Annotated in this window: 25 protein-coding genes; 12 read left to right on the top strand and 13 right to left on the bottom strand. The window is 44.9% G+C overall.

Translation table 11 applies throughout. The features are described 5' to 3' along the window. The first annotated feature begins 59 nt into the window (after window positions 1-59). Window positions 60-1100 carry an acyltransferase gene (locus FIV04_RS18870; protein WP_152470093.1) on the top strand — a complete coding sequence of 347 codons (1041 nt, stop codon included), beginning with the start codon at window positions 60-62 and terminating at the stop codon, window positions 1098-1100. An 84-nt stretch (window positions 1101-1184) separates the two neighbouring features. On the opposite strand, the gene FIV04_RS18865 is transcribed toward FIV04_RS18870, so the two are convergent. Continuing rightward, window positions 1185-2009: an AraC family transcriptional regulator gene (locus tag FIV04_RS18865; RefSeq protein WP_152470092.1), complete on the bottom strand. Its 825-nt coding sequence runs from the start codon at window positions 2007-2009 to the stop codon at window positions 1185-1187. 110 nt (window positions 2010-2119) lie between these two features. On the opposite strand from FIV04_RS18865, the gene FIV04_RS18860 reads away from it, so the two are divergent. Next, window positions 2120-2596, top strand: a complete 477-nt coding sequence (locus FIV04_RS18860; protein ID WP_152470091.1) for a YHS domain-containing (seleno)protein — start codon at window positions 2120-2122, stop codon at window positions 2594-2596. 88 nt (window positions 2597-2684) lie between these two features. On the opposite strand, the gene FIV04_RS18855 is transcribed toward FIV04_RS18860, so the two are convergent. Next, entirely contained in the window at window positions 2685-4151 is a 1467-nt protein-coding gene (locus tag FIV04_RS18855; protein WP_152470090.1) for a bifunctional NUDIX hydrolase/phosphatase PAP2 family protein, read from the bottom strand. Between the two features lie 331 nt (window positions 4152-4482). Here FIV04_RS18855 and FIV04_RS18850 point away from each other — a divergent pair, with 331 nt between their 5' ends. Both FIV04_RS18850 and FIV04_RS18845 read left to right on the top strand, forming a co-directional pair. After that, complete coding sequence (locus FIV04_RS18850) at window positions 4483-5340, top strand: DUF2608 domain-containing protein (RefSeq protein WP_152470089.1); 858 nt, start codon at window positions 4483-4485, stop codon at window positions 5338-5340. Between the two features lie 139 nt (window positions 5341-5479). After that, window positions 5480-6106: an START domain-containing protein gene (locus FIV04_RS18845; RefSeq protein ID WP_152470088.1), complete on the top strand. Its 627-nt coding sequence runs from the start codon at window positions 5480-5482 to the stop codon at window positions 6104-6106. Between the two features lie 42 nt (window positions 6107-6148). On the opposite strand, the gene FIV04_RS18840 is transcribed toward FIV04_RS18845, so the two are convergent. The 4 genes from FIV04_RS18840 to FIV04_RS18825 form a co-directional block, all read right to left on the bottom strand. Then, a complete protein-coding gene (locus FIV04_RS18840) occupies window positions 6149-6679 on the bottom strand; it encodes a DNA mismatch repair protein (RefSeq protein ID WP_152470087.1) in 531 nt (176 codons plus the stop codon). A gap of 8 nt (window positions 6680-6687) precedes the next feature. Beyond that, window positions 6688-7074 (bottom strand): MAPEG family protein, encoded by a 387-nt coding sequence (locus FIV04_RS18835; protein ID WP_152470086.1) that lies wholly within the window; start codon window positions 7072-7074, stop codon window positions 6688-6690. Between the two features lie 693 nt (window positions 7075-7767). Beyond that, window positions 7768-8235, bottom strand: a complete 468-nt coding sequence (locus FIV04_RS18830) for a YjiG family protein (protein WP_152470085.1) — start codon at window positions 8233-8235, stop codon at window positions 7768-7770. Beyond that, entirely contained in the window at window positions 8235-8972 is a 738-nt protein-coding gene (locus tag FIV04_RS18825; protein WP_032553607.1) for a nucleoside recognition domain-containing protein, read from the bottom strand. Before FIV04_RS18825 ends, FIV04_RS18830 begins: the two co-directional genes overlap by 1 nt. A gap of 536 nt (window positions 8973-9508) precedes the next feature. On the opposite strand from FIV04_RS18825, the gene FIV04_RS26980 reads away from it, so the two are divergent. Beyond that, on the top strand, window positions 9509-9673 hold the full coding sequence (locus FIV04_RS26980) for a hypothetical protein (protein ID WP_172974274.1): 165 nt from the start codon (window positions 9509-9511) through the stop codon (window positions 9671-9673). Between the two features lie 166 nt (window positions 9674-9839). Continuing rightward, the gene (nhaD, locus tag FIV04_RS18820) at window positions 9840-11276 is read left to right on the top strand and encodes a sodium:proton antiporter NhaD (protein ID WP_032553609.1); all 1437 of its coding nucleotides are present in this window, start codon (window positions 9840-9842) and stop codon (window positions 11274-11276) included. Between the two features lie 94 nt (window positions 11277-11370). Here the strand turns inward: nhaD and FIV04_RS18815 are convergent, their stop codons facing one another. From FIV04_RS18815 to FIV04_RS18805, 3 genes are all read right to left on the bottom strand, one after another. Further along, a complete protein-coding gene (locus FIV04_RS18815) occupies window positions 11371-11742 on the bottom strand; it encodes a hypothetical protein (protein WP_150868344.1) in 372 nt (123 codons plus the stop codon). 89 nt (window positions 11743-11831) lie between these two features. Next, complete coding sequence (locus FIV04_RS18810) at window positions 11832-12317, bottom strand: methylated-DNA--[protein]-cysteine S-methyltransferase (RefSeq protein ID WP_152470084.1); 486 nt, start codon at window positions 12315-12317, stop codon at window positions 11832-11834. 37 nt (window positions 12318-12354) lie between these two features. After that, the gene (locus FIV04_RS18805) at window positions 12355-13746 is read right to left on the bottom strand and encodes a DNA-3-methyladenine glycosylase 2 family protein (protein ID WP_152470083.1); all 1392 of its coding nucleotides are present in this window, start codon (window positions 13744-13746) and stop codon (window positions 12355-12357) included. Window positions 13747-13976: 230 nt separating this feature from the next. Between FIV04_RS18805 and FIV04_RS18800 the strand changes: the two genes are divergently transcribed. Further along, the gene (locus FIV04_RS18800) at window positions 13977-14180 is read left to right on the top strand and encodes a hypothetical protein (RefSeq protein WP_032553612.1); all 204 of its coding nucleotides are present in this window, start codon (window positions 13977-13979) and stop codon (window positions 14178-14180) included. Between the two features lie 128 nt (window positions 14181-14308). On the opposite strand, the gene FIV04_RS18795 is transcribed toward FIV04_RS18800, so the two are convergent. Next, a complete protein-coding gene (locus FIV04_RS18795; protein ID WP_150897003.1) occupies window positions 14309-15199 on the bottom strand; it encodes a LysR family transcriptional regulator in 891 nt (296 codons plus the stop codon). Between the two features lie 156 nt (window positions 15200-15355). Here FIV04_RS18795 and FIV04_RS18790 point away from each other — a divergent pair, with 156 nt between their 5' ends. Together FIV04_RS18790 and nagB are read left to right on the top strand one after the other, a co-directional pair. Then, a complete protein-coding gene (locus tag FIV04_RS18790) occupies window positions 15356-15709 on the top strand; it encodes a DUF413 domain-containing protein (protein ID WP_032553614.1) in 354 nt (117 codons plus the stop codon). Between the two features lie 464 nt (window positions 15710-16173). Next, window positions 16174-16974, top strand: a complete 801-nt coding sequence (gene nagB, locus FIV04_RS18785; protein ID WP_032553615.1) for a glucosamine-6-phosphate deaminase — start codon at window positions 16174-16176, stop codon at window positions 16972-16974. A 360-nt stretch (window positions 16975-17334) separates the two neighbouring features. On the opposite strand, the gene FIV04_RS18780 is transcribed toward nagB, so the two are convergent. The 3 genes from FIV04_RS18780 to FIV04_RS18770 form a co-directional block, all read right to left on the bottom strand. After that, entirely contained in the window at window positions 17335-17871 is a 537-nt protein-coding gene (locus FIV04_RS18780; protein WP_191907534.1) for an MltR family transcriptional regulator, read from the bottom strand. Between the two features lie 50 nt (window positions 17872-17921). After that, window positions 17922-19070 carry a mannitol-1-phosphate 5-dehydrogenase gene (locus FIV04_RS18775; protein WP_150868336.1) on the bottom strand — a complete coding sequence of 383 codons (1149 nt, stop codon included), beginning with the start codon at window positions 19068-19070 and terminating at the stop codon, window positions 17922-17924. Window positions 19071-19210: 140 nt separating this feature from the next. Further along, complete coding sequence (locus tag FIV04_RS18770) at window positions 19211-21103, bottom strand: PTS mannitol transporter subunit IICBA (RefSeq protein WP_150868334.1); 1893 nt, start codon at window positions 21101-21103, stop codon at window positions 19211-19213. A 541-nt stretch (window positions 21104-21644) separates the two neighbouring features. Here FIV04_RS18770 and FIV04_RS18765 point away from each other — a divergent pair. The 3 genes from FIV04_RS18765 (at window position 21645) to norV (ending at window position 25266) form a co-directional block, all read left to right on the top strand. Next, on the top strand, window positions 21645-22514 hold the full coding sequence (locus tag FIV04_RS18765; RefSeq protein ID WP_152470082.1) for a glycerol kinase: 870 nt from the start codon (window positions 21645-21647) through the stop codon (window positions 22512-22514). 256 nt (window positions 22515-22770) lie between these two features. Further along, the gene (locus tag FIV04_RS18760) at window positions 22771-23427 is read left to right on the top strand and encodes an NAD(P)H-dependent oxidoreductase (protein ID WP_152470081.1); all 657 of its coding nucleotides are present in this window, start codon (window positions 22771-22773) and stop codon (window positions 23425-23427) included. A 321-nt stretch (window positions 23428-23748) separates the two neighbouring features. Next, on the top strand, window positions 23749-25266 hold the full coding sequence (norV, locus tag FIV04_RS18755) for an anaerobic nitric oxide reductase flavorubredoxin (RefSeq protein WP_152470080.1): 1518 nt from the start codon (window positions 23749-23751) through the stop codon (window positions 25264-25266).

The raw sequence follows: 25266 nt of genomic DNA, 5'->3' as shown, positions 1-25266 counted from the left end.
CTAGAGCAAGACCCAAGAACACTGCTAACTTCTTGGAAAATTTTTCTAAGAGTCTTGTTATGTCTACCGCTAGTTCAAAACCGTCTACACATATCGCCAGCCTAGAGTTAGGCCGTGTCGTGGCTATTTTGGCGATCATCGGCTTACACTGCCAAATGGCCCTCTCTTATGCATTAATCGATGAGGTTCCATGGGTAGGTTATACCCTCAACCAAGCGGCTCGTTTTGCCGTTCCGCTGTTCTTCCTAATTTCGGGTTACCTCATTCAACCTAAGCTCATGCGCTCGCCATGGGAGACATTGACGAGTTATTCCAAGCCTCTTCTCAAGGTTTGGTTAGCTTGGAGCATCATCAGCTTATTGATGCCGTTCAATCTCGGTAAAGTAATGGAAGTTGGCTACCTAGCTGAGCGAGAAGGCTACTGGGGCTTCCTGATGTCGACACCACTGAATAGCTTATTCGAAGGTGGTTTAGTGCACTTATGGTTCATTCCAGCACTGATTTGTGCCGTCTCCATTCTCGCGGTACTGATCGAAATGAAGCTAACCAAAGCTATTTTGCCTTTGGCGCTGGTGTTATACCTCTATGGCATCTTGGCGGGTAGCTACGCACCTTTGACTGAATTGGAAGCGCCGATTTTCACACGCAACGGTCCTTTCTTTAGCACACTGTTAGTCGCCGTTGGCTTTATGATTCGACAAAACAGTTGGCGACTCACTTCGATGCAATCCATCGCGATGGCCGTATTAGGAATGGCAATCCACTTTGCCGAGGCAGCTTGGTTGATGGGATATGATGTCGCATTCAACATCAATGATTTCTTAGCGGGTACCGCATTGTGGGGTGCTGGCGTATTTATGTGGTTGCTTGCAAACCCAACCGTTGGTGACAAGCGTTGGATTCAGGCTATTTCCAGCCGCATGCTTGGTATTTATGTGAGCCACCTACTTCTGATCATCGTGATGTTTAATATCTGCGGAATGCTCGGTATTACAGGCTTGTCTAAAGATATTCTCACTTACAGCATGACGATAATTCTCAGCTTCGGCTTAGTCGTCGCGCTTGAAAAAAGCCCTTTGCGTCGTGTGCTGCTTCGCTGATTTATTGTCTGGTGTAACCTATTCAAAAACAGACCCGCTCAATGTAATCAACGAGCGGGTTTTCCTTTTCAAACGCACTTTTCATCAATCTGAGCTCTCTTTCAGCCATTGCCTTGGCGATACACCTGCCACATGCTGGAAAGCGCGTGAGAACCCCGAATAGCTTGTGTAACCCACCTCATCAGCGACCCAATTGATGGGTTTCTTTTGCAACAACAACGACTGAGCAACGGACACTCGCCATTTCTGGACATAATCCCCCGGAGTCTCCCCGACTTCTCGTTTGAATGTTTCAATAAACTGAGTGCGAGACATAGCAGCGAGAGAGGCCATCTCCGCCACAGAATAGTGACGAGCGGGAAGCTGATGTATAGCAGAAACCACGGAGGCTAAACGCGGGTTAGCAAGTGCCGAAAAGACCCCTCTGTTGATCTTCTGCTCCTCTATAAGGTGTCGAAAAATCAGCGCCATTAAGGCATCACTCAACCTATCCATCAAATATTGCTGACCCGAAGATTGCTGCGTCGACTCGCGAAACAGCGCATCAATTACATGGCTCAAATTCGGGGCACTTTTAAAGGGAATCACGATCACCTCTGGCAACGCAGACAGCAGGGGGTTTGTCTGTCCGGAGCGATACTCGACGTTAGCACATACCAATTCTGCTCCCTCCCCAACGCCTTCTATTGCATGCGAGGTATTGTTTGGTAGATACACAATACAGGGTTCAGAAAGCTGTTTAGGCTCACCGCCATTTCGGGCTAACACGAGTTCCCCTCGGGTCAAGACATGCAAATGCCCCTGTGTGCCTTGCTCTCCATTAAAAGATGACACCCCGCAAAGACGGCCGGAGTAAAACACACCAGTGCGTATCGAAAAATATTCCATCAGTTGTGACAACAGGTCCATAGCATCTCCGAACGATTCGCTTACTTTTTAGGTCTTTTGTCTCTCTATAGACCGGACAAGTCCGCTAATTTATTCATACAAGCTAACCAAACAGAGACAAGGAATACGCTATGTCACCTATCAAATCAGCAGGTAAAAAATTCACTCTTGCAGCAGCACTCATTGGCGCAAGTTTTTCAGTGATGGCAGCAGATATCGACATGAGCGTCGATAGCAATGATTTGGCGATTAAAGGTTATGATCCTGTAGCCTACTTTACGGATGCAGGCGCAGTACAAGGTTCACCTGAATATACGGCCACTTATAAAAATGCCATTTACCAGTTTGCAAGCAGCGAAAACCGCGACCAATTCCGCGCAAATCCACAAGCGTATGCACCTCAATACGGCGGCTACTGTGCATTTGGTGTAGCAATGGGTAAGAAATTCGAAACAGACCCTAACGCATGGAAAATTGAAGACGGTAAGCTCTACTTGAACTTAGATAAATCCGTTCAAAAGCGTTGGTTGGAAGATACTCAAGTCTTTATTCAAGATGCCAACACTAACTGGACAACGATCAAGACCGTTGAGGCTAGCAAGCTTTAAAAGAGCACTGCCGTTTCCCTGCCCTTAAATAAAAACGGAAGAGTATGACTCTTCCGTTTTTTGTTTCCATATCGATCAGCGTCTCTCTTTATCCACGCTTAAAGCGTCGCGTGAGATAAGGTGCACCAATCAAGATCCAGAGCATCCCAATCAAGATAGCCAGTGCGTTTACGGCTAATAGCATGATACTGGTTGTTGAAGGCGAGACTAAAGACAGGCTCGTTCCCGCAATCACCGCAACACCGACTATCGAAGCAATAATCTGTTGCCAAGGGTTAAATTTCAAAGTTTCCGATCGGTCGCTACGCACCAACAATGCAATGAACAACCCAAGTGCAGCAAACCATGAGAACACGTAAAGGGGTTGCAGCAACTGCAAGGTACCAAAGAAATAGACCACCAATAACAGCAGCCACAAACGTTTTGATTCAATTAAACGCTTCTGATTAGCATATCCAAACAGGTAAACCTTCAGCGATATTACAGCAATCAAGCCGCCTAAGCCGATTCCAACGACAATGTCTGTCGGGTAATGAACACCCAACCAAACCCTAGCAGCGCCGGCAATAAGCGACAGTGCAAACCAACTAACTATCGCTGTACTTAAACTGATATAGCCATGCTGCTCACCTCGCTTTGTTATCCAACCAAGTAACAGCCCAACAACTGCCGCCGCTTGAGTTGTGTGGCCGCTAGGAAAACTAAATCCGCTGGCTTGGGCTTGCTGCAAACTTGGAAGTAAATAGAAAGGACGTGGGATTGCGAAACCCATTTTTAGGAGATTGACCGAATAAGCCGTCGCCAACAAAGCAAAAGCAAACGTCAGACCATAGCGTAAAGGCAACAGCAGTAATAACAGTACCAACAATCCAACCGCAAATGCCCCTTCACCTAAACCATTACCAAAAGTGAGCAAGCTAGGAATGATAGGCATCGACTTAGCCCAAGCTTGGAAAGAGCCCATAAACGGCAATTGCTTGGTATGAAGCTCACTTGCTCCATCGGTCAAGTCATCAAGCACATGAAAAGCACTGATGTGGCTCGTCTCGATCCAAGATTTTAGAGCGTCGATATCCGTTGGATAACGGTACTTATCGACGACAGCTGGCGTTAAAGGAGCAAAATAAACCTGACGGATTTCTTTGCCAAAATGCTTAGAGTTAAGAGCCGGGATGATTTCAGCACCAAAACGATTCTCGATAGCGGGTTCTATATAACCAATGCTCCCCTTGGGCTGACAAGCAAAGACAACTCGATTGTCATCAATATCGAGCGGCTCACCCACATCGACGTTTATCCCTGTCTCTTCGTACGTTTCTCGTTTCGCGGCAGCTTGAAAGGTCTCATCACTATCGATATACCCGCCTGGCAATGAAAGCGTGCGCGTCAGGTAATCTTGAACCAGAACGACTTGACCTTCTCCATTATGAATAACACAGGTCGCGCCTTTGGGTTGATAAGGCTTAATCGGTTGCGAGTCTTGGTTTTGTTGAGCAAAGACCGACGAACTGAGTACGCTGATGAAGACTAAAAGTGGCAGTAACGCATGTTGCAAAATAAGGCGCCCATAATTGTAATAATATGGCCGTCATTATGAATGTTGTTGCTTCAATATCCAGTTAAAATAAGAATCAGTTCTATTATCTGAACCAAAACAACATTGGAACTTGTTCACCATTCCTATTGGTTAATTGCTTGCGCACTTAAAACACTGCTTTCCTTCCTTCTAACCATCCCAATGTGATCGAACCAACGTTTTTTACTGCAAAAATTGTTGATACTGAAGTGAATCGTGATTGTTATGTTATAACATTTCACAGCTTCCGAAATATTTAAGGCTATCAGTGGTGCCTTTCGGAAGGGAACTAGAGTTAAAGGAAAACATAATGAAACTAAAACAACTCGCTGCTCTGTGTGCGCTCTCTATTGCTGGTAACGCTTATGCAGACGTTACTGTAAAAGAAACAGACAAATTCCAGGATGTCGCAGAGAAAGTCAGTCAACTTACGGCGAAAGGTGAAAGCCCGCTGATCGTTATCGATATCGACAACACGCTTCTTACATCGACAAGCGATATCGGTGGTGACATTTGGTACCAATGGCAACGCGGCAAGTTAGACGTAAAACCGTCAGCGGAAGACAAAGTAGGCTGTCTATTTGAAGACTCTATCGGTCTACTTTACGAACTAGTTCCAATGAAAGTCATTGAAAACGACGCACCTGCAACCGTAAAAGGTTGGCAAGACAAAGGTCTGACTGTGATGGCACTGACATCACGCTCACCAAATTACCGCTATGCAACGGAACGTGAAATGGCTCGTGCTCAATACGACATGACACGTACTGCATTGAAAGAGAAAGGCTCTGACGAACTGCCTATCTATATCGATAATCCAAAACGTCCTCTGAGCTACATCAACGGCATCATGATGACGACAGGTATGAACAAAGGCACGATGCTGGAGTACATCCTAGACAAGACAGACCAAAGCTTTAGCAGTGTTGTCTTTATCGATGACAGCAAAAAGAACATCGTCAATATGGAAAAAGCCTATAAAGATGATGCTTCTGTCGACATGACAATCTTCCACTACACCAAAGTGGAACACGATCGTATGAAACAGTATGGCTCTGTTCTGACTCAAGAGCAGGCAGACAAAATGGCCAGTGATTGGAAAGAATTAAATGTAGTTCTTGATAAAATTGCCCCAGCTCGACTTGGGGAAGCGTGTTTGGGGCAATAATCTAGACCGCTACATTTAGGGTCGTGGGGCGCGGAGCTCCACGACCTTTTTCTTTATCTGCTACCACCAAACCCTCGCGATTCCAGCCAAGTTTATCCTATACTCTTCCTTAATAAGTCTCTGTTTTTCAGGAAGAAGAATGACACTACTTCGGATCATTGCCGTTGGCCTTTTCGCCTATTCAACGCTAGCTTTTGCCACACCTTGGACTTTTGTAAAAAGTGAAGATGGTATAACAATCCATAAACGCGACCACGGCAATGGCTTAGTAGAAGTACGAGCTCAAATGCAAGTCGAGACCAGCTACTCTGGATTCCTGTTATTGCTTGAAGACAGCGACAATGTGCCCAACTGGATCGATAATGTATCGCACAGTGAAGTTCTGATGCAGATCTCTTCTAACGAAAACATTGTCTATACGCAATTCAAAGCCCCTTGGCCAGCCCGTGATAGAGACATGGTTACCTACTCCAAATACGAAGTGGAAGAGGGTCAATTTACCCTGACTATCAAAGACGCGTCGAACTACCTTGCAAACGAATCTGGGTATATTCGTATTCGCGATGTGGATGCTATCTGGACTCTGCAGCCACTCACTAACGGTTTCACACACATCAACTACACCGCCTATGCAAACGCAGGTGGGATACTGCCTGATTGGCTAATGAATCGCTTGTCGGCGAACAACGCCTTTAGCACCTTTCAAAAACTCAAAAATCAGTTACCAAAGTACCAAGGGAAACAGCACCCCAATTTGAGCCAATAGAGTGTTGTTTTTCATTCGTCAGAGAATTTACTAGCCACTGCTTTAATTACGCCTCGCCAAGTCGCGAGCAAGAATCAAAGCCAAGCCAAAGATCTGCAGAAAAAGGGCGATGTTTTTATATAACGTCATTTGCTCTTCAAGGGCCTGAAGAAGCTCAGATAGGGTTAGATTATCAAGATAGAAATCGTCAATGCGCGTTCGTTGAGATTGCTGAGCTTGATTAATCATCATCATGATTTGAGGAAGGTTTTCGACGGTGATCTCGGGAACATCCCCACTCACCCACACACCTAGCTGACCTCGCATCGCTTCCTCCAACTCAGGTGTGACCGCAGAGTTGGATGAGGTGCTGATGTCCATGTGTAACAGCATGGATTCGCGCTTACGTTCTAAGGTCTCTATGGTGTTCCACGCCAGCTGAATAGAGTAGATGTTACCCTGCTGACGCTCACGATATTGGGCCTGCTCAACCACCATTTTGTCGAGTACTAGACTCGACACCACAATGGCCAGAATATTGAGCACCAAGCCAGTTAAAACAATCATCCATGGTGGAGGTAGGCGTAACGCCATGGCAATCCTTACATGAGTTTATCAAATGGAAGATAAATCAAGTTTAGGACAACCAGAGACACCATGCTGCCAAAGGTTAAATACATGCCTCGCTTTCTACCTTTTAGACTGCGCGCCAGAATACTTTTACCGTGAATAATACGACCGGCGATAAAAGCGATGCCGATAATATGAATCAACCAGATATTGGCACCATTGAACTCTAACAATGCCATTAGAATCACAGTTATCGGGATATAGTCCATCGCATTACTCTGCGCAGAGCGAGCGATTTGCAGCGATTCAACACCACCATCTGCATGGGCGACCTGATTCTTCCTTCTCTGCTTGATCACTTCAATGGCTAACCAAAGCATAATAAGGGCGAGTAAAGAGGCGTATAACGCTGTAACCATGGTGTTTCCTTTTCCTAAGCGATAACAATAGATAATGAGCAACTTAGAGAGGTACCAAGCTTGCTCGTCAGTTTGTAAGAGATCTCTCACAACCGCTGTGAGAGATCTCAAATAAGCTTCGCAGAATATACTCAAAAAACAAACTCAACTTATTGTTTTCTAATGATCAGCGCACAATTCTTTCTATTTATTGAGCTAAATTATAAATTTCCTCCATTGCGAGTGAAGTCACTAGGGTGTTTAATTAAGTTGTCGACAGGGAGTTGGCAGGAACAGGAAAAAGCCTAACGGATTAGGTATCTTCAGGAAGAAGATTTGATAACACAGGATGGGTTATCAGCAAGGAAGTTGTACTCTAGGAAGAGTTGCTTATCAGGATGATAAGGTCAAGGACACCGCTAGGAAGGCGATGAATTGGATAGGTTAATGGAGTTAACCAAGTCAAGGAACGATGCAGGGAGCATACGTTACCTTATTTAAATATAAATAAGAAACAACGTTGGTAGCAGGACGGCTACGAAAAAGAACAGACCCCGTTTGGTGAAAACCAAGCGGGGTTTATCTTTTTAGAGACCAGAGCAATATCTTAGAAACCAGAATCTTAGAAACCAAAGCAACATCGCCAGTGTCGCACTTCGTTATTTATCGTGTTCAACCGTCGATAATCTCTTTCAGCCTCTAACAATGAAGTGGCTATAAAAGCACATTCATCACTAACATCGCACCAAACGCATTCAGCACCGAGATAGCAATCATCACTGGAATGTAACGCCCTTCAGTACCGATAGGACCCATGATACGTCCCATGTACTGCACCTGAGAGCCCATTAGGTAGATCGCAGGGGCTAAGATCGCGATATGGGTACCATTTAAGATGCCTTGGTCAAATAGGGTAATGACAACGCCTACAGCGCCACCCATCGACATCCAAGCTCCGATGAGTACTGCAGCGGCTTCACCCGGCAGGTCGAACACAGCCATGATAGGGGCGAACACACTGCCCATCAGATCGAGTGCACCAGTGATTTGCAACGCTTTGATAATTACAAACGCCATTAACACGTTTGGTAACGTCGAAGTGGTCGCGATCACCCAGCCTTTTTTAGCGCCTTCAACGAAAATATCCGTCACCATAGGTTTCTTTGCTTTTACTTCGCTCATTACGCTGCCTCCTCAGTCATATTCTGTTTTTTACTTGAGTCCGATTTATCTTCTTTACCTTCTGTGATGTTCAGATAAATACGGAATAGGTTGGCACCGACAAACTTGAAGACAAACATCACCGCAACAGCAAGGCCGATAGAAGATGAGACCGCAAGTGAGCCATCGATAGTGGTTAGGGTAAAGAGCACGGCGCCAGAGGAGAAGAAGTTCACAATGGCAGCACCCGCAGTAAATTGGAACATGGTAAAGACGTCAGTTTCACGCTTGGTCAGGTGCCCTTCGTCTTTGAGCTGCCTTGTCATAGCGGCCCCGGCATCGGTACTTTGCAAAGACGCGATCAGCGCCAAGCCTGAGTTACCCGGAATGCCCATCAGTGGACGCAGCAGAGGCGTTAACAGTTTACGTGCAGCATCTAACGCACCGTAATGTTCAAGAACATTGATCATCCCTAGCGCGAACATCACGGTAGGAATCAAAGTTAACGCAAAAATGAAGCCATCACGCGCGCCGCTACCGCCTTTACCTCGCAAGGAAGTTGTCGCGGCTTGAACGCCATCAGCCGTCTCGCTAACATCATAAGCGACCTTGCCGAATGAACCGTTTAGAGTAGTAAAATCAAAAACACCATACCACTCGTTAGATTTGAGCAGCCCGGAAAAGAACACTATCGCGAATGCGAGAGCTATATAACAACCAATCGTCACTTTGCGATCGGTTTGAACAGGATTAGTCATAATCGCCTCTATACATCTTGTTTTATGTGGAACAGAACACGTATAGATAGTGCAAACTTATGCAGTAGAGATTAATGACCAAAATCAATTAGTCGATAATATTACCAATCACAGATCAAGCAACATTTAGAACTGTGATTAAGCTTTAAATATAGACATTAGAACCATTAATAATTTAATATTTAGAGTACAAAACCAATCCTTATAAAAACGCAAAAACTCAACATTCACCCACTAAAAATATCAATCCCTCAAAATATATAACATCCCATTCTAATTATCTCTGAAAGTGATGTGAGAGATCTCTTACGCTTATTTTCACCCTATTTATCTTTGTTATTAAATACAGTCACTTAGTTAGTGATATTAGTTCAAAAATCAACAGTATTTCATACTGATAATTAGGTAAATCAGGCACAGCAAAACCTGAGCTTTAATAGAAAAGATCTGAGCTGAATGCGAAATTTCAGCCTTGATAGCTGCTATAGACTGCGATCAGCCAATCGGAAGGAAAGAGAGCAGTGGTTGTTATGGAAATGAGAACATTAAAGTACCAAGTAATGGGCAAAGGCATGTGGATCAGTGCGACCGTTTCACGCGTTGTTGCTGACAAACTTGCACTAGAATACCAGTCTTACGGCTGGCCAGTAGAAGTGTGTGCCGTCGACCAAGCCGTTATCTTTGAATGTAACGCTGCTTAGGCCGATTAAGATCAAGCTCTATCAACCATCGTTGATAGAGCTTTTTCTTTTTATGACTTCAAACATTAACCAATTGAATTAGTAAGAGTTCTATCACACTACGCTCGAATAATTGGGTCTACGCTTTTACGCGTACTGATTCAGCTAATTACATGGAGCGTAAATTATGGCAGGCACAAAGATTTTCGCCTTTTTCTTGGCGATTCTTCCCTCTTTATCTTTTGCCAGTGAGGTAGGCGCAGCTCATTCGCTCAACCTCACGCAATCTTCCATCGGCTATCTGTGTCTTGCCATTTTCGTCATCGCTTATGTCTTTGTGATGATGGAAGAATACCTTCAATTGAGAAAGTCTAAACCGGTCCTGCTCGCGGCTGGTCTTATCTGGATTGCGATTGGCTTAACCTATCAAAATTACCAACAAATCGAAGTGGCTCAGCAAGCACTAGAGCACAACCTGTTGGAATATGCCGAGTTACTACTGTTCTTATTGGTGGCCATGACTTATATCAGCGCTATGGAAGAGCGTCGCCTGTTTGATGCACTGCAGGCTTGGATGGTGGGTAAAGGGTTCAACTACCGTTCACTGTTTTGGCTTACGGGCATTCTGTCGTTCTTCATTTCTCCGATTGCCGACAACCTAACCACGGCGTTACTGATGTGTGCCGTGGTGCTCAAAGTCGCAGGTTCGAATCCGAAGTTTGTTAACCTCGCCTGCGTTAATATCGTCATTGCAGCTAATGCGGGCGGCGCATTTAGCCCATTTGGTGACATTACGACACTCATGGTTTGGCAAGCGGGCTACGTGAGCTTCTCCGAGTTTATGCCGCTGTTTATTCCGTCGGCGGTCAACTATCTCGCGCCAGCGTTGATCATGTCTTACTTTGTTCCGACCACACAGCCAGACACCGTTCACCAGCACGTGGAGCTTAAACGCGGTGCCAAACGAATTGTATTCCTATTCATCATGACCATTGCAACCGCTGTGGCTTTCCACGCTGTTATTCACTTCCCTCCGGTCATCGGCATGATGATGGGATTAGCTTACCTGCAGTTCTTTGGCTTTTTCCTACGCAAAACCTTACCTAAATCGTTAGCCAAGAAGAAAGCAATTGCGATTGCAAACCACGACGAAGCGGCACTCAAGCGTTTAGGTTCAGTGGTCCCCTTTGATGTATTCCGACGCGTTTCGCACGCCGAGTGGGACACCCTACTGTTCTTCTATGGCGTTGTAATGTGTGTTGGCGGCCTAAGCCTACTTGGATACTTAGAGTTAGCGTCTGGCGTCATGTACAGCCAATGGAACCCGATTTGGGCCAATATTATGGTGGGAGTACTGTCTGCGATTGTCGATAACATTCCGGTGATGTTTGCGGTGCTCTCTATGGAGCCGACCATGTCGATCGGTAACTGGCTTCTGATTACATTAACCGCAGGGGTAGGAGGGAGCTTGCTTTCAATTGGCAGCGCCGCAGGTGTGGCGTTGATGGGCGCAGCACACGGCAAGTATACCTTCTTTGGTCATCTTAAGTGGATGCCTGTTATCGCAATTGGTTATGCACTGAGTATTGCCGTGCATCTCGCGATGAACTCAAGCCTATTTTGACACCCAAAGTGATCTGTTATTGGCAGGGTCAAAATGGATTAAAGCGCGTGAAATAGAAATGACCGCCGAGTGAGTTCAATGGCTACTCGGCGGATTATTGTTTTGACTCAGGAACGCGTGTCCAAACGTTGCTCAGCTGCATGCCTGGACAACCGTTACAAGTCAGTTTTTTGCCATCATTGTGAATACGCATCACCAAGCCAGGCCCCATTTTGCTGCTCGCTGAGTTCAGTTCGATGCTTATCAAGTCGTCATCTACGCTGTAGTCGCGTGTGACGCTAGTATCCATGGTTTGGTAGCGCACTTTACCCGATTCAAAGATCAAATAGCTCTCATTCTCTGGGTTTTCGTACATACCGCTGAAAAGGACCAATTGAGGGACCTCAAATGGTTTCGTTGTTTCGCTCAAACACCCAGTCAATAAAACGCTGCTACACCCAATCGCCGTAATCATTTGTCGGTTCATAGAGGTTTTCTGCTTTTATATTTCTTCCGTAATTTGTAAATGATAAGCACGGAATTATAGAAACACCAGAAAACAATAAGAGCATTTATTCAACTTATTGATAGATTACCTTCTAATTTCAGCAGCGCTGACTTTCTCTCAACACCACCAGCATAGCCTGTTAGTTTGCCGTTTTTACCGATCACACGATGACACGGTACTATGATGGAAACCGGATTTTTTCCGTTAGCCAAACCCACAGCTCTAACCGCTTTTGGATTACCAATCTCATCAGCAAGCTGCTGGTAACTCCATGTTTCACCGAAAGGAATACGCATTAACGCTTGCCAAACCGACTGCTGAAATGGCGTCCCCTCAGCCGCGACAGGTATTGAGAAATGGTTCAGTTTTCCAGAAAAATAGTCATCGAGTTGGCGTTTAGTTTCTGTAAACAGTGGGAACGCATCATCTTGTAAGCCAAGCTCTTCTGGCTTAGTGGTATGAGTTTCAAACCAAACACCCAATAACCCATCATCGCAGCCTTGTATCGTCACAATCCCTAGCGGACTAGTGTAGTAAGTAAATCGTTTAATCATTGTCATTTATCCTCGTCTCAGTACTAAACCGCAATGTTTAGAAATGGCTCCAGCAATGGAATGTCGCATAGCTGCCCCATGGTGAGACTTTGTTCGCTGTGATATTAGCGTGTTGATCAATAAATTTCTTCACGATCAAATCGCCAGTGAGCAGGTGATCCGGTTCGCTCAACCCTCTCAACAATGCATATTGTACTGTCCATGGTCCAATCCCTTTCAGATCAAGCCATTTACTTGGGTGTTGATGCTGGTTTTCAACCATGTAAGCCGCAAATCGGTGCAAGGTGTCTTTACGACTCTGCGGCATTCTTAGAAAACTGATGTCAGCTTGCGACACTTGTTCAGGGGTTGGAAAGTAGAGAGTTCCTTCTTTCGGTGATAGCTGTGTAGCCAATAAATTCAACTGACCGATAGCAGCTTTAACCGAAACCTGCTGCCCTAAAATCGCACGCACACCCGCTTCCCAAGGCGACCATACACCTGGAATGCGAATGCCGGGTTCTTTAATTAGAGTAGAATCTACATTATCTAGGTGCGCTTCAACGCGATTAATGTCGACATCGAGATCAAACATACGACGGATCTGGCGGATCAGATTGCGCAGCTGATTCATCTGGCTAAGTTCAAACTCCACTTCCAACACACTGCCTGCTTGCTTACTATTTTTAGCGCAGTGAATACGAAACCAGCCAGTGGCTTCATTGATAGTCACTGTGCGCTTGTAATAATCCTCACCAACTTCTTCAACACCCTCAATCATACGTTTGCGATAAAAGTTCAGCATATGAGACCAATTAATCGAGCCCTTAATCGGTAAGCGCACAGTGTTAGTCGTCGCGTTGTCAGATCCAGACTTTCGGATCTGCGATGGCGACAACTTCATTACCTTAACAAAGGCATCATTGAAACGGCGTGTGCTATTAAACCCGCAAGCAAACCCGATATCGGTAATACTCATTTGACTGTTGTGAAGTAGCTGCTTCGCGAACATAAGCTGGTTATAGATCGCATACTGCTTAGGTGACACGCCCATGTACTTACTAAATAAGCTTCGTAGATAACGATCGGAGATACCCAAGCGAGCACAAAGCGCCGCACTGCTCCCCTCAGCTAAACCACCCTCTTCAATCAGCTTTTGCGCTCGCAGAAAAGTAGTCTCAACGCCCTTCCATGCCGGTGAAAAAGGGGCGCTATCGGGACGGCAACGTAAACAAGGGCGATAACCCGCTTGCAATGCTTGTGCTTGGTTCGAGAAATACTCAACGTTTTGCTCTTTCGGTGGTGAAGCTGGGCAGATAGGGCGACAGAATATACCCGTTGTTTTCACCGCAATAAAAAACAGACCATCAAAACGAGCATCTCTAGCCAGGCGCGCTTGTTGACACTGAGCACTGCTGAGATCGCTGTATTGATGAATCTTGCCTTCCATATACCTACCTTTAAACCTATAACGTCAAGTGATAAATCAAAGTGTACCGCCAAGCGGAGCGAACGCTAGCCATTTCCGGAACTGAATATGCAATAAATTGAATTTTTTAATTTGCTTTTCACATAGTTCAACTACCCTTAAAAAGAAAGAAAGGTTTCTCTCGCAACGTCACAGCTGTCACTTGGCGCATAAGATGCCGAGGCTGGCTGAATAAAAAGGAATAATTGGCTATGGATCTGCACACCTGTCGCATTGTTCTCAAGAACAAGCAAGTTCTCACCTGTCAGTCTGTCGAACAGTCTCTTGGCTTTCTCGAAGATACTTCCCAGAGCGGCATCTCAATGATTGAGATCGACGCCACTGACGGTCATCAAATCCACTCTTACATGTCTCACTCGTTAGAAGAGTCCATTGAGAACTTAATGAATTTATGACATCTCACATGTGTCACTCGCCTTCGCTGGCTTAAAACTATAATGGCTCCCAATCGGGAGCCATTATTTCTTTGTATTTAGCTTGATACTCGCTTTCACCAATCAACAATTGTTATTAACAACGATGATTACTCAGGTGCTGTGTCTGCTGCTTGCTGCAATGTGTAAGCTGTCGATGGATCAATCTCTTTCACCAACTCTTCCACCTGCATGATTGCATCCACAGAGGTGCTCGATTTGCGGTAGCTCAGGTAAATAGGACGATACCAGTCTTCTACACCTTTCACCTTATGTAGCTGCCCTGATTCAATGAACGGCTCAACCAAAGATACTGGCAGGTAAGCACTGCCGCCTTTTTCGAGGATAAAGTCCAAAGCAATACGCGCTGTTGACGTGCGCAAGTAAGGAGCGGGAACTTTTGGATGACGCTCAGCATGCTCTGAACCAAAGCGAGTGCCCCAATCAACATATACATATTTATTTTGGAATACGCTCTCAAGATCATCAGGCTCGGTCGACACCAAGACTAGAACTAAATCCGCGACCTTTTTACAGTTTAGCTCCTCAGCTTTAATCTGATCAAAAGCGAAAGCCATATCTAGCGTGCGCTCTAGCAGATTGCGGTTAAGTTGCTCACGACCCATGACTTCAGCCATAAAGCCGTAACCACCGAAAGAGTCTGTCACTACACTCAAACAGTTCTGTAAGTACGCATCCCAGATATTTGGTGTACCGCCCAAGGTTAATTGCAGCGCCTTACCACTTTCCAACGAGAGCTCAAACTTAGCCTGTTGAAGGGTTGAGACCATCACTTCTGCATAACCAATTAAACGCTCACCAGAGGAAGTCAGCTTAATATTGTTGCGATCGCGTATAAAAAGCTGAGTATCAAAATAGCCTTCAAGCTGCTTGATACGGGCACTCACGGCCGCTTGAGTTAAATACAAGTTTTCAGCGGCACGACCGAAATGGCGCACCCTTGCAACCTCTAGAAAGGTTCTAAATACTTTCACATCCATCAAATACATCTCTGTAATAAATCTGCTAACTAGCAGATCTAGGATTGTTTATCGTAAGGGCAAAAACGTTTTGTTTTCCATTTTTGCCTTTTAACAATATTTTCGCGTGAGCAACAAAAACACTAATTTCAATCCAACCACATTACTGAGGCTGTTATGTCTGAGACCGAATTCCGACACGGAAAAAAACGTTTTTATGACACCAATAAATTCCCAAGAGGGTTTGCTAAGTCAGGTGATTTTACTCTTGTCGAAGAAGAAATCCTAACCTTGTTTGGTGATACCATGCTAGCACTTGAATCCGGTGAACTTGCACCGATCAACGCTGAAGAAAAACACTTTGTGAAAGTGTTATCGCACCCTCACAAGGCGAAGTCTAAGTTAGAGCGTGTTTGGTTGAAATACATCCAGCTTGCTCGCGGGCGTCGTCGCTTCCACACTCTTAATGGCTGCAAACGTGGCGAAGTGCCAAGAGAAGAGTACGACAGCGAGTTAGTGTTGGAAGATTAATCTTCTGAGCTCAAGGTGCTTTTGCGCCTTGAGCTTACTTCCTAACACACCTTCTACAAGTGTAGCGAATAAGGCTACCTTTACAATATTTTTATAAATTTCATAATGATAGCGTTATTAAGCTCGCTGTCAGGCTTTTGCACATCTACGCTTTCCCTTCAAGATCCACTACTCATTAACGCCATCTTCAATCCAAAAAAATTTACCGTTTTCATATCTCCAGATTCACACTAATTCACAGCTCTCAACTCCATCAAAAATTCCTTTTGTGACAAGCAGATGAAGCTTGTTTAACGAAGATAAATATCCCTATACATATTGTGCAATTTTGAGACTTACTGTCACAGATATCATTAAAAAACTAAAAATTTGACCTAAAACAATGGCAGAAACAGATCACTTATTTTATAATGCGAATTAATGTTTCAGCACACTATAAATTATTTATCTTAGGGGCTACAAAAATGAGACTTATTCCTTTAAACAACGCGGCACAAGTAGGTAAATGGGCAGCTCGTCACATCGTTGACGCAATCAAAGCATTCAACCCAACAGCTGATCGTCCATTCGTTCTTGGTCTACCTACTGGTGGCACACCACTAACGACTTACAAAGAGCTAATCGCGCTATACAACGCGGGTGAAGTTAGCTTTAAAAACGTTGTTACTTTCAACATGGATGAGTACGTAGGTATCGATCCTAACCACCCTGAGTCTTACCGTACTTTCATGTACACAAACTTCTTCAACCACGTTGATATTCAAGAAGAGAACATCAACCTACTAGACGGCCAAGCAGAAGACATCGACGCTCACTGTGCAGCTTACGAAGAAAAAATCCGTTCTTACGGTAAAATCAACCTGTTCATGGGCGGCATCGGCATCGACGGTCACATCGCATTCAACGAACCAGGTTCTTCTCTAGCTTCTCGTACTCGTATCAAGACGCTAACTGAAGAGACTCGCATCGCGAACTCTCGCTTCTTCGACAACGACATCAACCAAGTGCCAAAATACGCACTAACTATCGGTGTTGCGACTCTACTAGACGCTGAAGAAGTAATGATCCTGACTATGGGTCACAACAAAGCACAAGCTCTACAAGTTGCTATCGAAGGTTCTGTAAACCACATGTGGACGGTTACAGCGCTACAAATGCACCGTAAAGCTATCATCGTTGCTGATGAGCCAGCTCAACAAGAGCTAAAAGTTAAGACTCTACGCTACTTCCAAGAGCTAGAAGCTGAGAACATCCAAGACCTATAATCTGAGGTCTTGTTGAAATAAAAAGCCACTTCGGTGGCTTTTTTTGTGCCTGCTATTTCATTAAGTAACGCCTATCGATAACTCAAATACTGGCCTTCATGATAATAGCGGGGAACAAATTGGCGAACGTCGAATACGGTAGTCAAAAGGAAAAGAATTTCTAAAACAGAGAGATAATGAAGAAAGCGAGCTTTCCCTAACTCAAGTTGGCAACCCATAGGGGAAGGTTGATCTAAGCCGAGCTGACTACACTCAAAGGCTAATACTCAAAGAAAGGGAAAGCAGTGCAATTAGGTAGTTAAAACTAAGAAGAAAGTTAGTTAAAACACAGAAAATAGACAGCTGAAATGCAGAATGTGACTAAACAATCAATGCGTTATCGCGGCAAAGAGTGTTGATGAGATCCGTAATCGCCAAAACGATAGTCGACTGAACTTTTTGATTATGACGACCCATGAACATATCGAGCATTGGACCAGACATCGACTCAACCATTTCAGCATCGTATTCAATTGGCATGATCTTTTGAATAGCGTGGGTTTTATTCAACTCAAACAGAACATTAGGGTCAGTAAATGAAACCTCATCACCTTGAATTTTCGCCCACTCTTTCAAAGTGACAAAAATCTCCAGATCATCATAGACTTCTTTGCTGATCACACCCAAACCCAGCAGCAGTTTCGCGCGAACCATGATTTCGCCTAGCGGGCCTCCGCTATTAAGAAGAGGCTCGACAACAAACTTCACTGCTGTGTCATCTTTCTGGAAAATGCCTTTTAGAACCGCATCGACCGTATCATCCAGAGCATCGTAAGCCGCCATAAAACAAGCATTGGCTGTAGTCGCCTCTGCAAGTGCTTCTAGAAGTTCTGTTTCATGGCTAGGATGTATCGGCATAACGGCTCTGTAATAAGAAAGTGCCACAGGAGTGGCACTTTGATGATTTATCATTTCAATGCTTGGTAAGCTTGTTCCGCTAGTTTAACAACTTCTGAGTCGATATTCAGCTCAGAATAATGTGCTAATGTCTCAGCAAAACCTTTTTCTGCGAACATTGCTTGAAGTTCAACCGCTTGAGGGTCATCTTCGTTCTTGTAATGGAATGCCGCAGCAATCGCTTTAATCAAATTCTCATTTGGTAAGCCGTATTCTAGCGTACCGTTCAATGGTTTGACTAGACGATCTTGTGGGCTCAGTTTACGGATTGGTTGACGGCCAACACGGTCCACTTCATCACGAAGGTATGGGTTTGCAAAACGACCTAGAATCTTCTGGATGTAAGCTGCGTGAGCTTCTGGATCAAAGCCGTAGCGTTTGATTAGAACCGCACCACTCTCTTCCATTGTTGCTGTTACTTGCGCACGGATCTCATCGTTTTCGATAGAGTCTTTAATTGTCTCAAGACCAGCAAGTACACCAAGGTAAGCCGTAACAAGGTGACCCGTGTTTAGCGTAAATAGCTTACGCTCAACAAACGCCATTAGGTTATCTGTGCATTCCATACCTGGGATGTTTGGAATCTCACCTTTGAATTGAGTCTCGTCTACAATCCACTCGCTGAACGTTTCAACAGTTACCGCTAGAGGATCTGTTTCACCCGCTTCTGCTGGCGGAACGATACGGTCTACCGCTGAATCAACGAAACCGATGTTCTCTTCAGTGAACGCCTTCATCTCATCAGATAGGTGCTCCAGCACAGCCGCTTTAAGCTGGCTAGTACCACGAACCATGTTCTCAGCCGCGATGATGTTCATTGGTGCAGTGTTACCTGCAGCTGCACGCTTCTCAATACCCTGTGCGATCGACTTAGAGATGATCTTTAATACAGTAGGGCCAACAGCCGTTGTGATTAGGTCTGATTCAGCGATACAGTCAACCACTGCGCCTGTCGCTGAGTTTACTGCTGTTACGTTCTTAACTACTTCAACAACACACTCTTCGCCAACAATCTTAACTGGGTATTCTTTACGCTCGATTAGCGCATTAACCACAGTCTCATTAACGTCTGCAAACGTGACTTCAAGACCTGCGTCAGCAAGCAACTTACCAATGAAACCACGACCGATATTACCAGCACCGAAATGTAACGCTTTCATAATTTTTAGACCTTTTAACTATGTAATCTGTATAGATGACGGTTCAACAACATACTTCTAAACCGTGAGCTATCTAGACTGGGAAAATGAGGCCAGGGGGGACTGGCCTCGGTTCACTCAGGAGCTTGACTTAAAGCTTCTTATTGTCCGTTTAGAATCTTCAGAACATCTTCTGGGTTAGTGGTGTTCTGCAAGCGTTCCACTGCTTCTTCGTCATCAAGTGAATTCGTGATAGCCATCAGTACCATGTTGTGCTCATCACCTTGAGCCGCGATACCAATTACCATCTTCGCGATATCGTCTTCGTCTTCACCCCACTGAATACCTTCTGGGTACTGACAGAATACGATGCCGGTCTTTTGTACGTGCTGTTTTGCTTCAATCGTGCCGTGCGGTACTGCGATAGACTCACCTAGGTAAGTTGAAACCAGTTCCTCACGAGCGAACATGCCATCGACATATTCAGGTGCTACGTTGCCAAGTTTTACTAGTTGCTCACCGGCAAACTTGATTGCTTGGTTTTTGTCTGTCGCTTTAAGACCAAGGAATACTGCATCGCTAGTTAGTGCTAGACCCTCTTCTTTTGACTCTTCCTGCGCAGGCGCTGCTGCAGGTGCTGCTTTTGCGTCACCGCTTTGTGCCTCAACAAGCTCTGCTACCAAGTTGTCGTAAACCGCACCATCTAGGAAGTTGCTTAGAGACATGTGCATTGCACCTGGAATTGTTTTACGTGCACGGTCCGTTAGATCTTTGTGCGTAATTACAATTTGTGAATCCGCTGGCAGGTTGTTAATCGCATAGTTGGTTACTGTGATATCTAGGCCCGCTGCATCTACTTTCTTACGAAGTAGACCTGCGCCCATTGCACTTGAACCCATACCCGCATCACATGCTACGTATACTGCTTTCACGTCTGCTAGGTTGATGTCTGCACCTGTTGTTGCACCTTTAGAAGACGCTTTCATGTCTTTCATTTGTGCTGATGCTTTCTCTAGTGAATCTTCGTTGTCATCTTGCGCTGATGTTTTTAGAAGAATTGACGCGACTACGAACGATACTGCTGTTGCTGCGATAACCGATAGAATCACACCGATGTAAGAACCTTTTGGTGTCATCAGTAGGATTGCGAAGATAGAACCCGGAGACGCTGGAGAGATTAGACCCGAGCTGAACATTACGTTCGTGAATACACCAGCCATACCACCTGCGATTACCGCTAAGATTAGACGTGGGTTCATTAGAACGTAAGGGAAGTAAATTTCGTGGATACCACCTAGGAAGTGGATGATAGATGCACCCGCAGCAGACTGCTTCGCGCTACCTTTACCAAACACCATGTAAGCTAGTAGTAGACCTAGACCTGGACCTGGGTTCGCTTCGATTAGGAAGAAGATTGAACGGCCGATCTCTTCAGACTGTTGAATACCTAGAGGAGAGAAGATACCGTGGTTGATTGCGTTGTTTAGGAATAGGATTTTCGCAGGCTCAACGAAGATAGATGCTAGAGGAAGTGCACCAGCTTCAACCATTGCGTTAACACCAGCAGCTAGACCGCCAGAAAGAACTTTTACTGCAGGACCAATTGCTAGGAAAGCGATAATCGCACAGATCATACCGATGATACCGGCAGAGAAGTTGTTCACTAGCATTTCGAAGCCGCTTTTCACTTTACCGTGAACAGCTTCATCGAATTTCTTAATTGCGATACCACCTAGAGGGCCAACAATCATCGCACCCATGAACATTGGAATGTCCGTACCTACGATAACACCCATAGTTGTGATAGCACCTACAACCGCACCACGGTCGCCGCCAACCATTTTACCACCGGTATAACCGATAAGTAGCGGAAGCAAGTAAGTGATCATCGGGCCAACCATAGACGCTAACGTTTCGTTAGGAAGCCAACCAGTTGGAATGAATAGTGCAGTAATGAAACCCCACGCAATGAATGCGCCGATGTTTGGCATTACCATATTGGATAAGAATCGACCAAAGTTTTGAACCTTGATCTTAGCTTCTGGTGATAACATAGGTAGAACCCCGTTGTGTATTGGTTGGTCAAATGACCGAAAGTGTGTGCTCAAAAGTTGAGTAAAATCTAACACAAGATTTTTAAAACGCACGCTGACGCCAATTTAGTGATTTAGGTCACACCCAAAAAACAACAAGGAGTTATCAGTAATGACTTTGATCACAAAAATAGGCTGAATCTAAATTACACCGCCAACTTAATGAGAATAAATATCAATTAGACAGGATATAGATCACACTTTAACCTCGAGCAACAAAAAATAAATAGCGATCATGATCACACTTTAATTAAGAGAGCTCAATTAAGCATAGTTCAGAGATTAAAAACACAGCATACCAAGTTCATTTCATATGCACCTAAGTGAGTTAAATTGCCACTTATGTAATTTAATTACACAACTGGCGTATGGGTAACTTTGAACGCTAATTGAAATTTAGTGCCACAGTTCACCAGAACTCCTACTCTCCTTCTTTACAATTAATGATATAAAGAGGATTGCTAAACACTTCAGATACCGACGGTTCACAAGAGTGCCCTTTATGACATCAGATAAGCTATCAACATCAGCGCTTGCCAAGCTGAAAGACCTAGAACCTAAAACTCTTTTTAGCCAATTAAAGAGTGCTGGTTATATTGTGCGTGGTGGAGATAAATGGGTATTGACCGAACGTGGTGAAGCGTTTGGGGGCGAATATGTCGATCACACAAAGTTTGGGCAATTTATCGTTTGGCCACAAAACCTATTGATCGATACCGCTTCTACAGCAGGAACTACCCTAACAGCGACGCAGCTGGGCCAGTCCCTCCAGTTAAGTGCCAAAAAGATTAATCTACTCCTCAATGAGTTGGGCTGGATTCGCCGTGAAGACGATGGATGGCACATTACCAATACCGGACTAAAGGTTGGCGGAGAACAGAGAGAGGACAAGGCCACCAATAACGCCTTTGTGGTTTGGCACGATACTGTGGCGAAGAACAAACGCTTGAAACAGTCTGTGGTTGAGTTTCTCGGTAAAGATGCTGAAAGCCATTCAACCGATGTCTCTTTCTCTAGCTTTAGACAAAAATTTGAAGCCAAGCATCGCACCTTGGATGGGCACTATGTTCGTTCAAAGGGTGAGCTTATCATCGATAACTGGCTTTATATGGCAGGTGTCGTCCATGCTTATGAGCGTCCGCTTCCTATCGCAACCGAAATCGTCAGTGATTTCTATTTACCCTCGGGCAAGGTCTATATCCAGTTTTGGGGAAGTGACAAAGGCGCCATAGACAACAAGCAAAAAGAAACGACACAGAAAGTCTATAAAGAGCACGGCTTCGATCTAATAGAAATCTACCCAGAAGATATTCCTAACCTCGATAGTGTGCTCCCTCCGCTTCTACGACAATTCGGCATTAAGGCCTATTAAGTCGCTTTCGGCTTTCTGTAGCACGCATAACACAACATAGCTCACATGATTATGGACACTATAGTCCATAGTCATTTGAGATCTTCGCTATTTTTCTCCTTCGAGAGTTCCTTTATCTTACACCCATCGATTTGAGCTACCGCAGATTCTCGATCATTGGGGCATGTTCGATGACCAGTTAGGTTGTCCGTTTATTGTTGACGTTACTGAACATTAAACCCTAAAACATTTATTCATATAGATACTAGGAGCCAACATGACTCATCCAATCATCAAAGATTTGAACACTCGCTACACTGCTAAAAAATACAATGCTGACAAACGCATCTCTGCGGAAGATATGGAAATCATCAAAGAAGCGCTGCGTCTATCTGCATCTTCTATTAACTCTCAGCCTTGGAAATTCATCATCATTGAGAGTGACGAAGCAAAACAACGCTTCCATGATACATTCGAGAACATGCACCAGTTTAACCAACCGCATGCGAAAGAAGCATCTCACACAATTCTTTTTGCTCACGACCCTAAATTCACAAAAGAGAAATTTGCTAAGCGTGTAGACGCTGAAGTAAGTTCTGGTCACCTTCCTGCAGACATGTACGACATGTTCATGGGTGCTTACGCATTCGCAGACATGAATACTGACGAAGAAGGCTTCAACGGCAACTGGACTAAAGCTCAGGTTTACATTGCTCTAGGTAACATCCTACACACACTAGCACGTCTAGGTATTGCATCGACTCCAATGGAAGGTGTGGATTCAGCACTTATCGGTGAGAAATTCGCTGAAGAGCTAGAAGGTCACGTTGTAGACGTTGCACTGGCTATCGGTTACCACAAAGATGGCGAAGACTACAACCACGGCCTACCAAAGGCACGCCTAGCACTAGAACAAGTTGTAGAGACGCTATAATCCGTCTTTAAGACTCGCGATTAAAAATCGCACACTGCACTGCTTTATTTGGCCAGACACACGTCTGGCCTTTTTTGTATTTGGAAGAAAGGAAATAAAGAATAAGGCAAAATACATTAACGCTATATGAAGAAAAAATCGCATCCCCACCCCAAGTCTAAAAGACATATAGCATTTATTTAGACTCAAAAACACTCAGAGTCATTTAGACTCAAAATAGAACCAAAAGAATTAATAAATCAAAATTTATCAACGACTTAAAAACATGGCACAACTGATGCACTACAGACCTTAGAAACATTCATATAAGGTACTATCGTTATGACAATTCACGTTAAATCAAATGTCCACTGGGTTGGTATTCACGACTGGGAAACAGAGCATTTCCACGGCAAAGAGTACCACATGAATAAAGGGACAAGTTACAACTCGTACTTGATTCGTGAAGAGAAGACCGTGCTGGTTGATACCGTAGACCACAGGTTTACAGATCAATTCCTCGCAAACCTAGAGATGGAGATCGACCTTAATGAGATCGACTACATCATCTGTCAGCACGCCGAAGAAGATCACTCTGGAGCACTCGCAGCGCTGTTAGCTAAAATTCCTAACACACCTGTTTATTGTACTGAAGCGGGCGTTAACTCGATCGTAGGCCACCACCACCAGCCTGACTGGAACTTCCGCACCGTGAAAACGGGCGATACCCTAGACATTGGTAACGGTAAACAGCTTATCTTCGTTGAAATGAAAATGCTGCACTGGCCTGACTCTATGGCAACCTACCTCACGGGTGATGAAGTGCTATTCAGTAATGACGCTTTTGGACAGCACTACTGCGACGAACGCCTATTCAACGACCAACTTGATCAAGTAGAGCTACACGAACAGTGTTTACGCTACTTCTCGAACATCTTGACGCCGTTCGCCCCTCTGGTAAAAGCCAAAATTGAAGAAGTATTGAGCCTTGGTGTGCCGATCGATGTGATCGCCACTTCACATGGTTGTATTTGGCGCGATAACGCTACGCAGATTGTCGAGCAATACTATGAGTGGTCGAAAGCCTACAAAGAAGATCGCATCACCATTGTTTATGACACCATGTCTAACAACACTCGAATGATGGCCGACGCTATCGCCAAGGGTATTCGTCAAGGTAGCCCTGACACTGCGATTAAAGTGTTCAATATTTCGAAGCATGATAAAAACGATATTCTCGCCAATATCTTCCGCTCTAAGGGCGTGCTCATTGGCTCTTCGACGATGAATAACGTGATGATGCCGCAGATCGCCGCCTTGCTAGAGGAGATGCATGGCCTGCGCTTTGCAGATAAAAAAGCCGCCGCCTTTGGCTCATCAGGCTGGACTGGTGGTGCGGTTAAGCGCATTGACCATCGCTTGCGTGAGGCAAACTTTGAGGTGAGCCCACCACAACACATCCATTGGAAGCCAGATACCGATGCTCTGCGTCAGTGTATTGATTACGGTGCAACTCTGGCCGAGGTCTGGAACCAAGATGAATCGTACAACCAGCCTAAAGTCGTCGAGCAGCAAGTAACTCGATTAGAAGCATCGGACACGCAAACTGAAGCTCCTACATCTGAGCAAGTTGACACTCCTATGTCTGAGCAAACTGAACAAGGTGAGCAAACAGAGCAGCGCCTTCCCCATGCCGACGACTGTACTTGCTGGCGCTGCACGGTTTGTGAGTGGGTTTACGATCCTAAACAGGGCGAGCCCAACCAAGATGTCGCTCCTGGCACACCTTGGGAGCAGGTACCCGATAGCTTCCTGTGTCCAGAGTGCCACTTAGGCAAAGAAGTGTTTGTAGAGGTGTAA

The organism is Vibrio sp. THAF190c, from assembly GCF_009363355.1.
GTDB classification, from domain to species: Bacteria; Pseudomonadota; Gammaproteobacteria; order Enterobacterales; family Vibrionaceae; genus Vibrio; species Vibrio fortis_A.
Note: the sequence above shows the minus strand (reverse complement) of the source record. Positions and strands in the feature narration are given on the sequence as shown.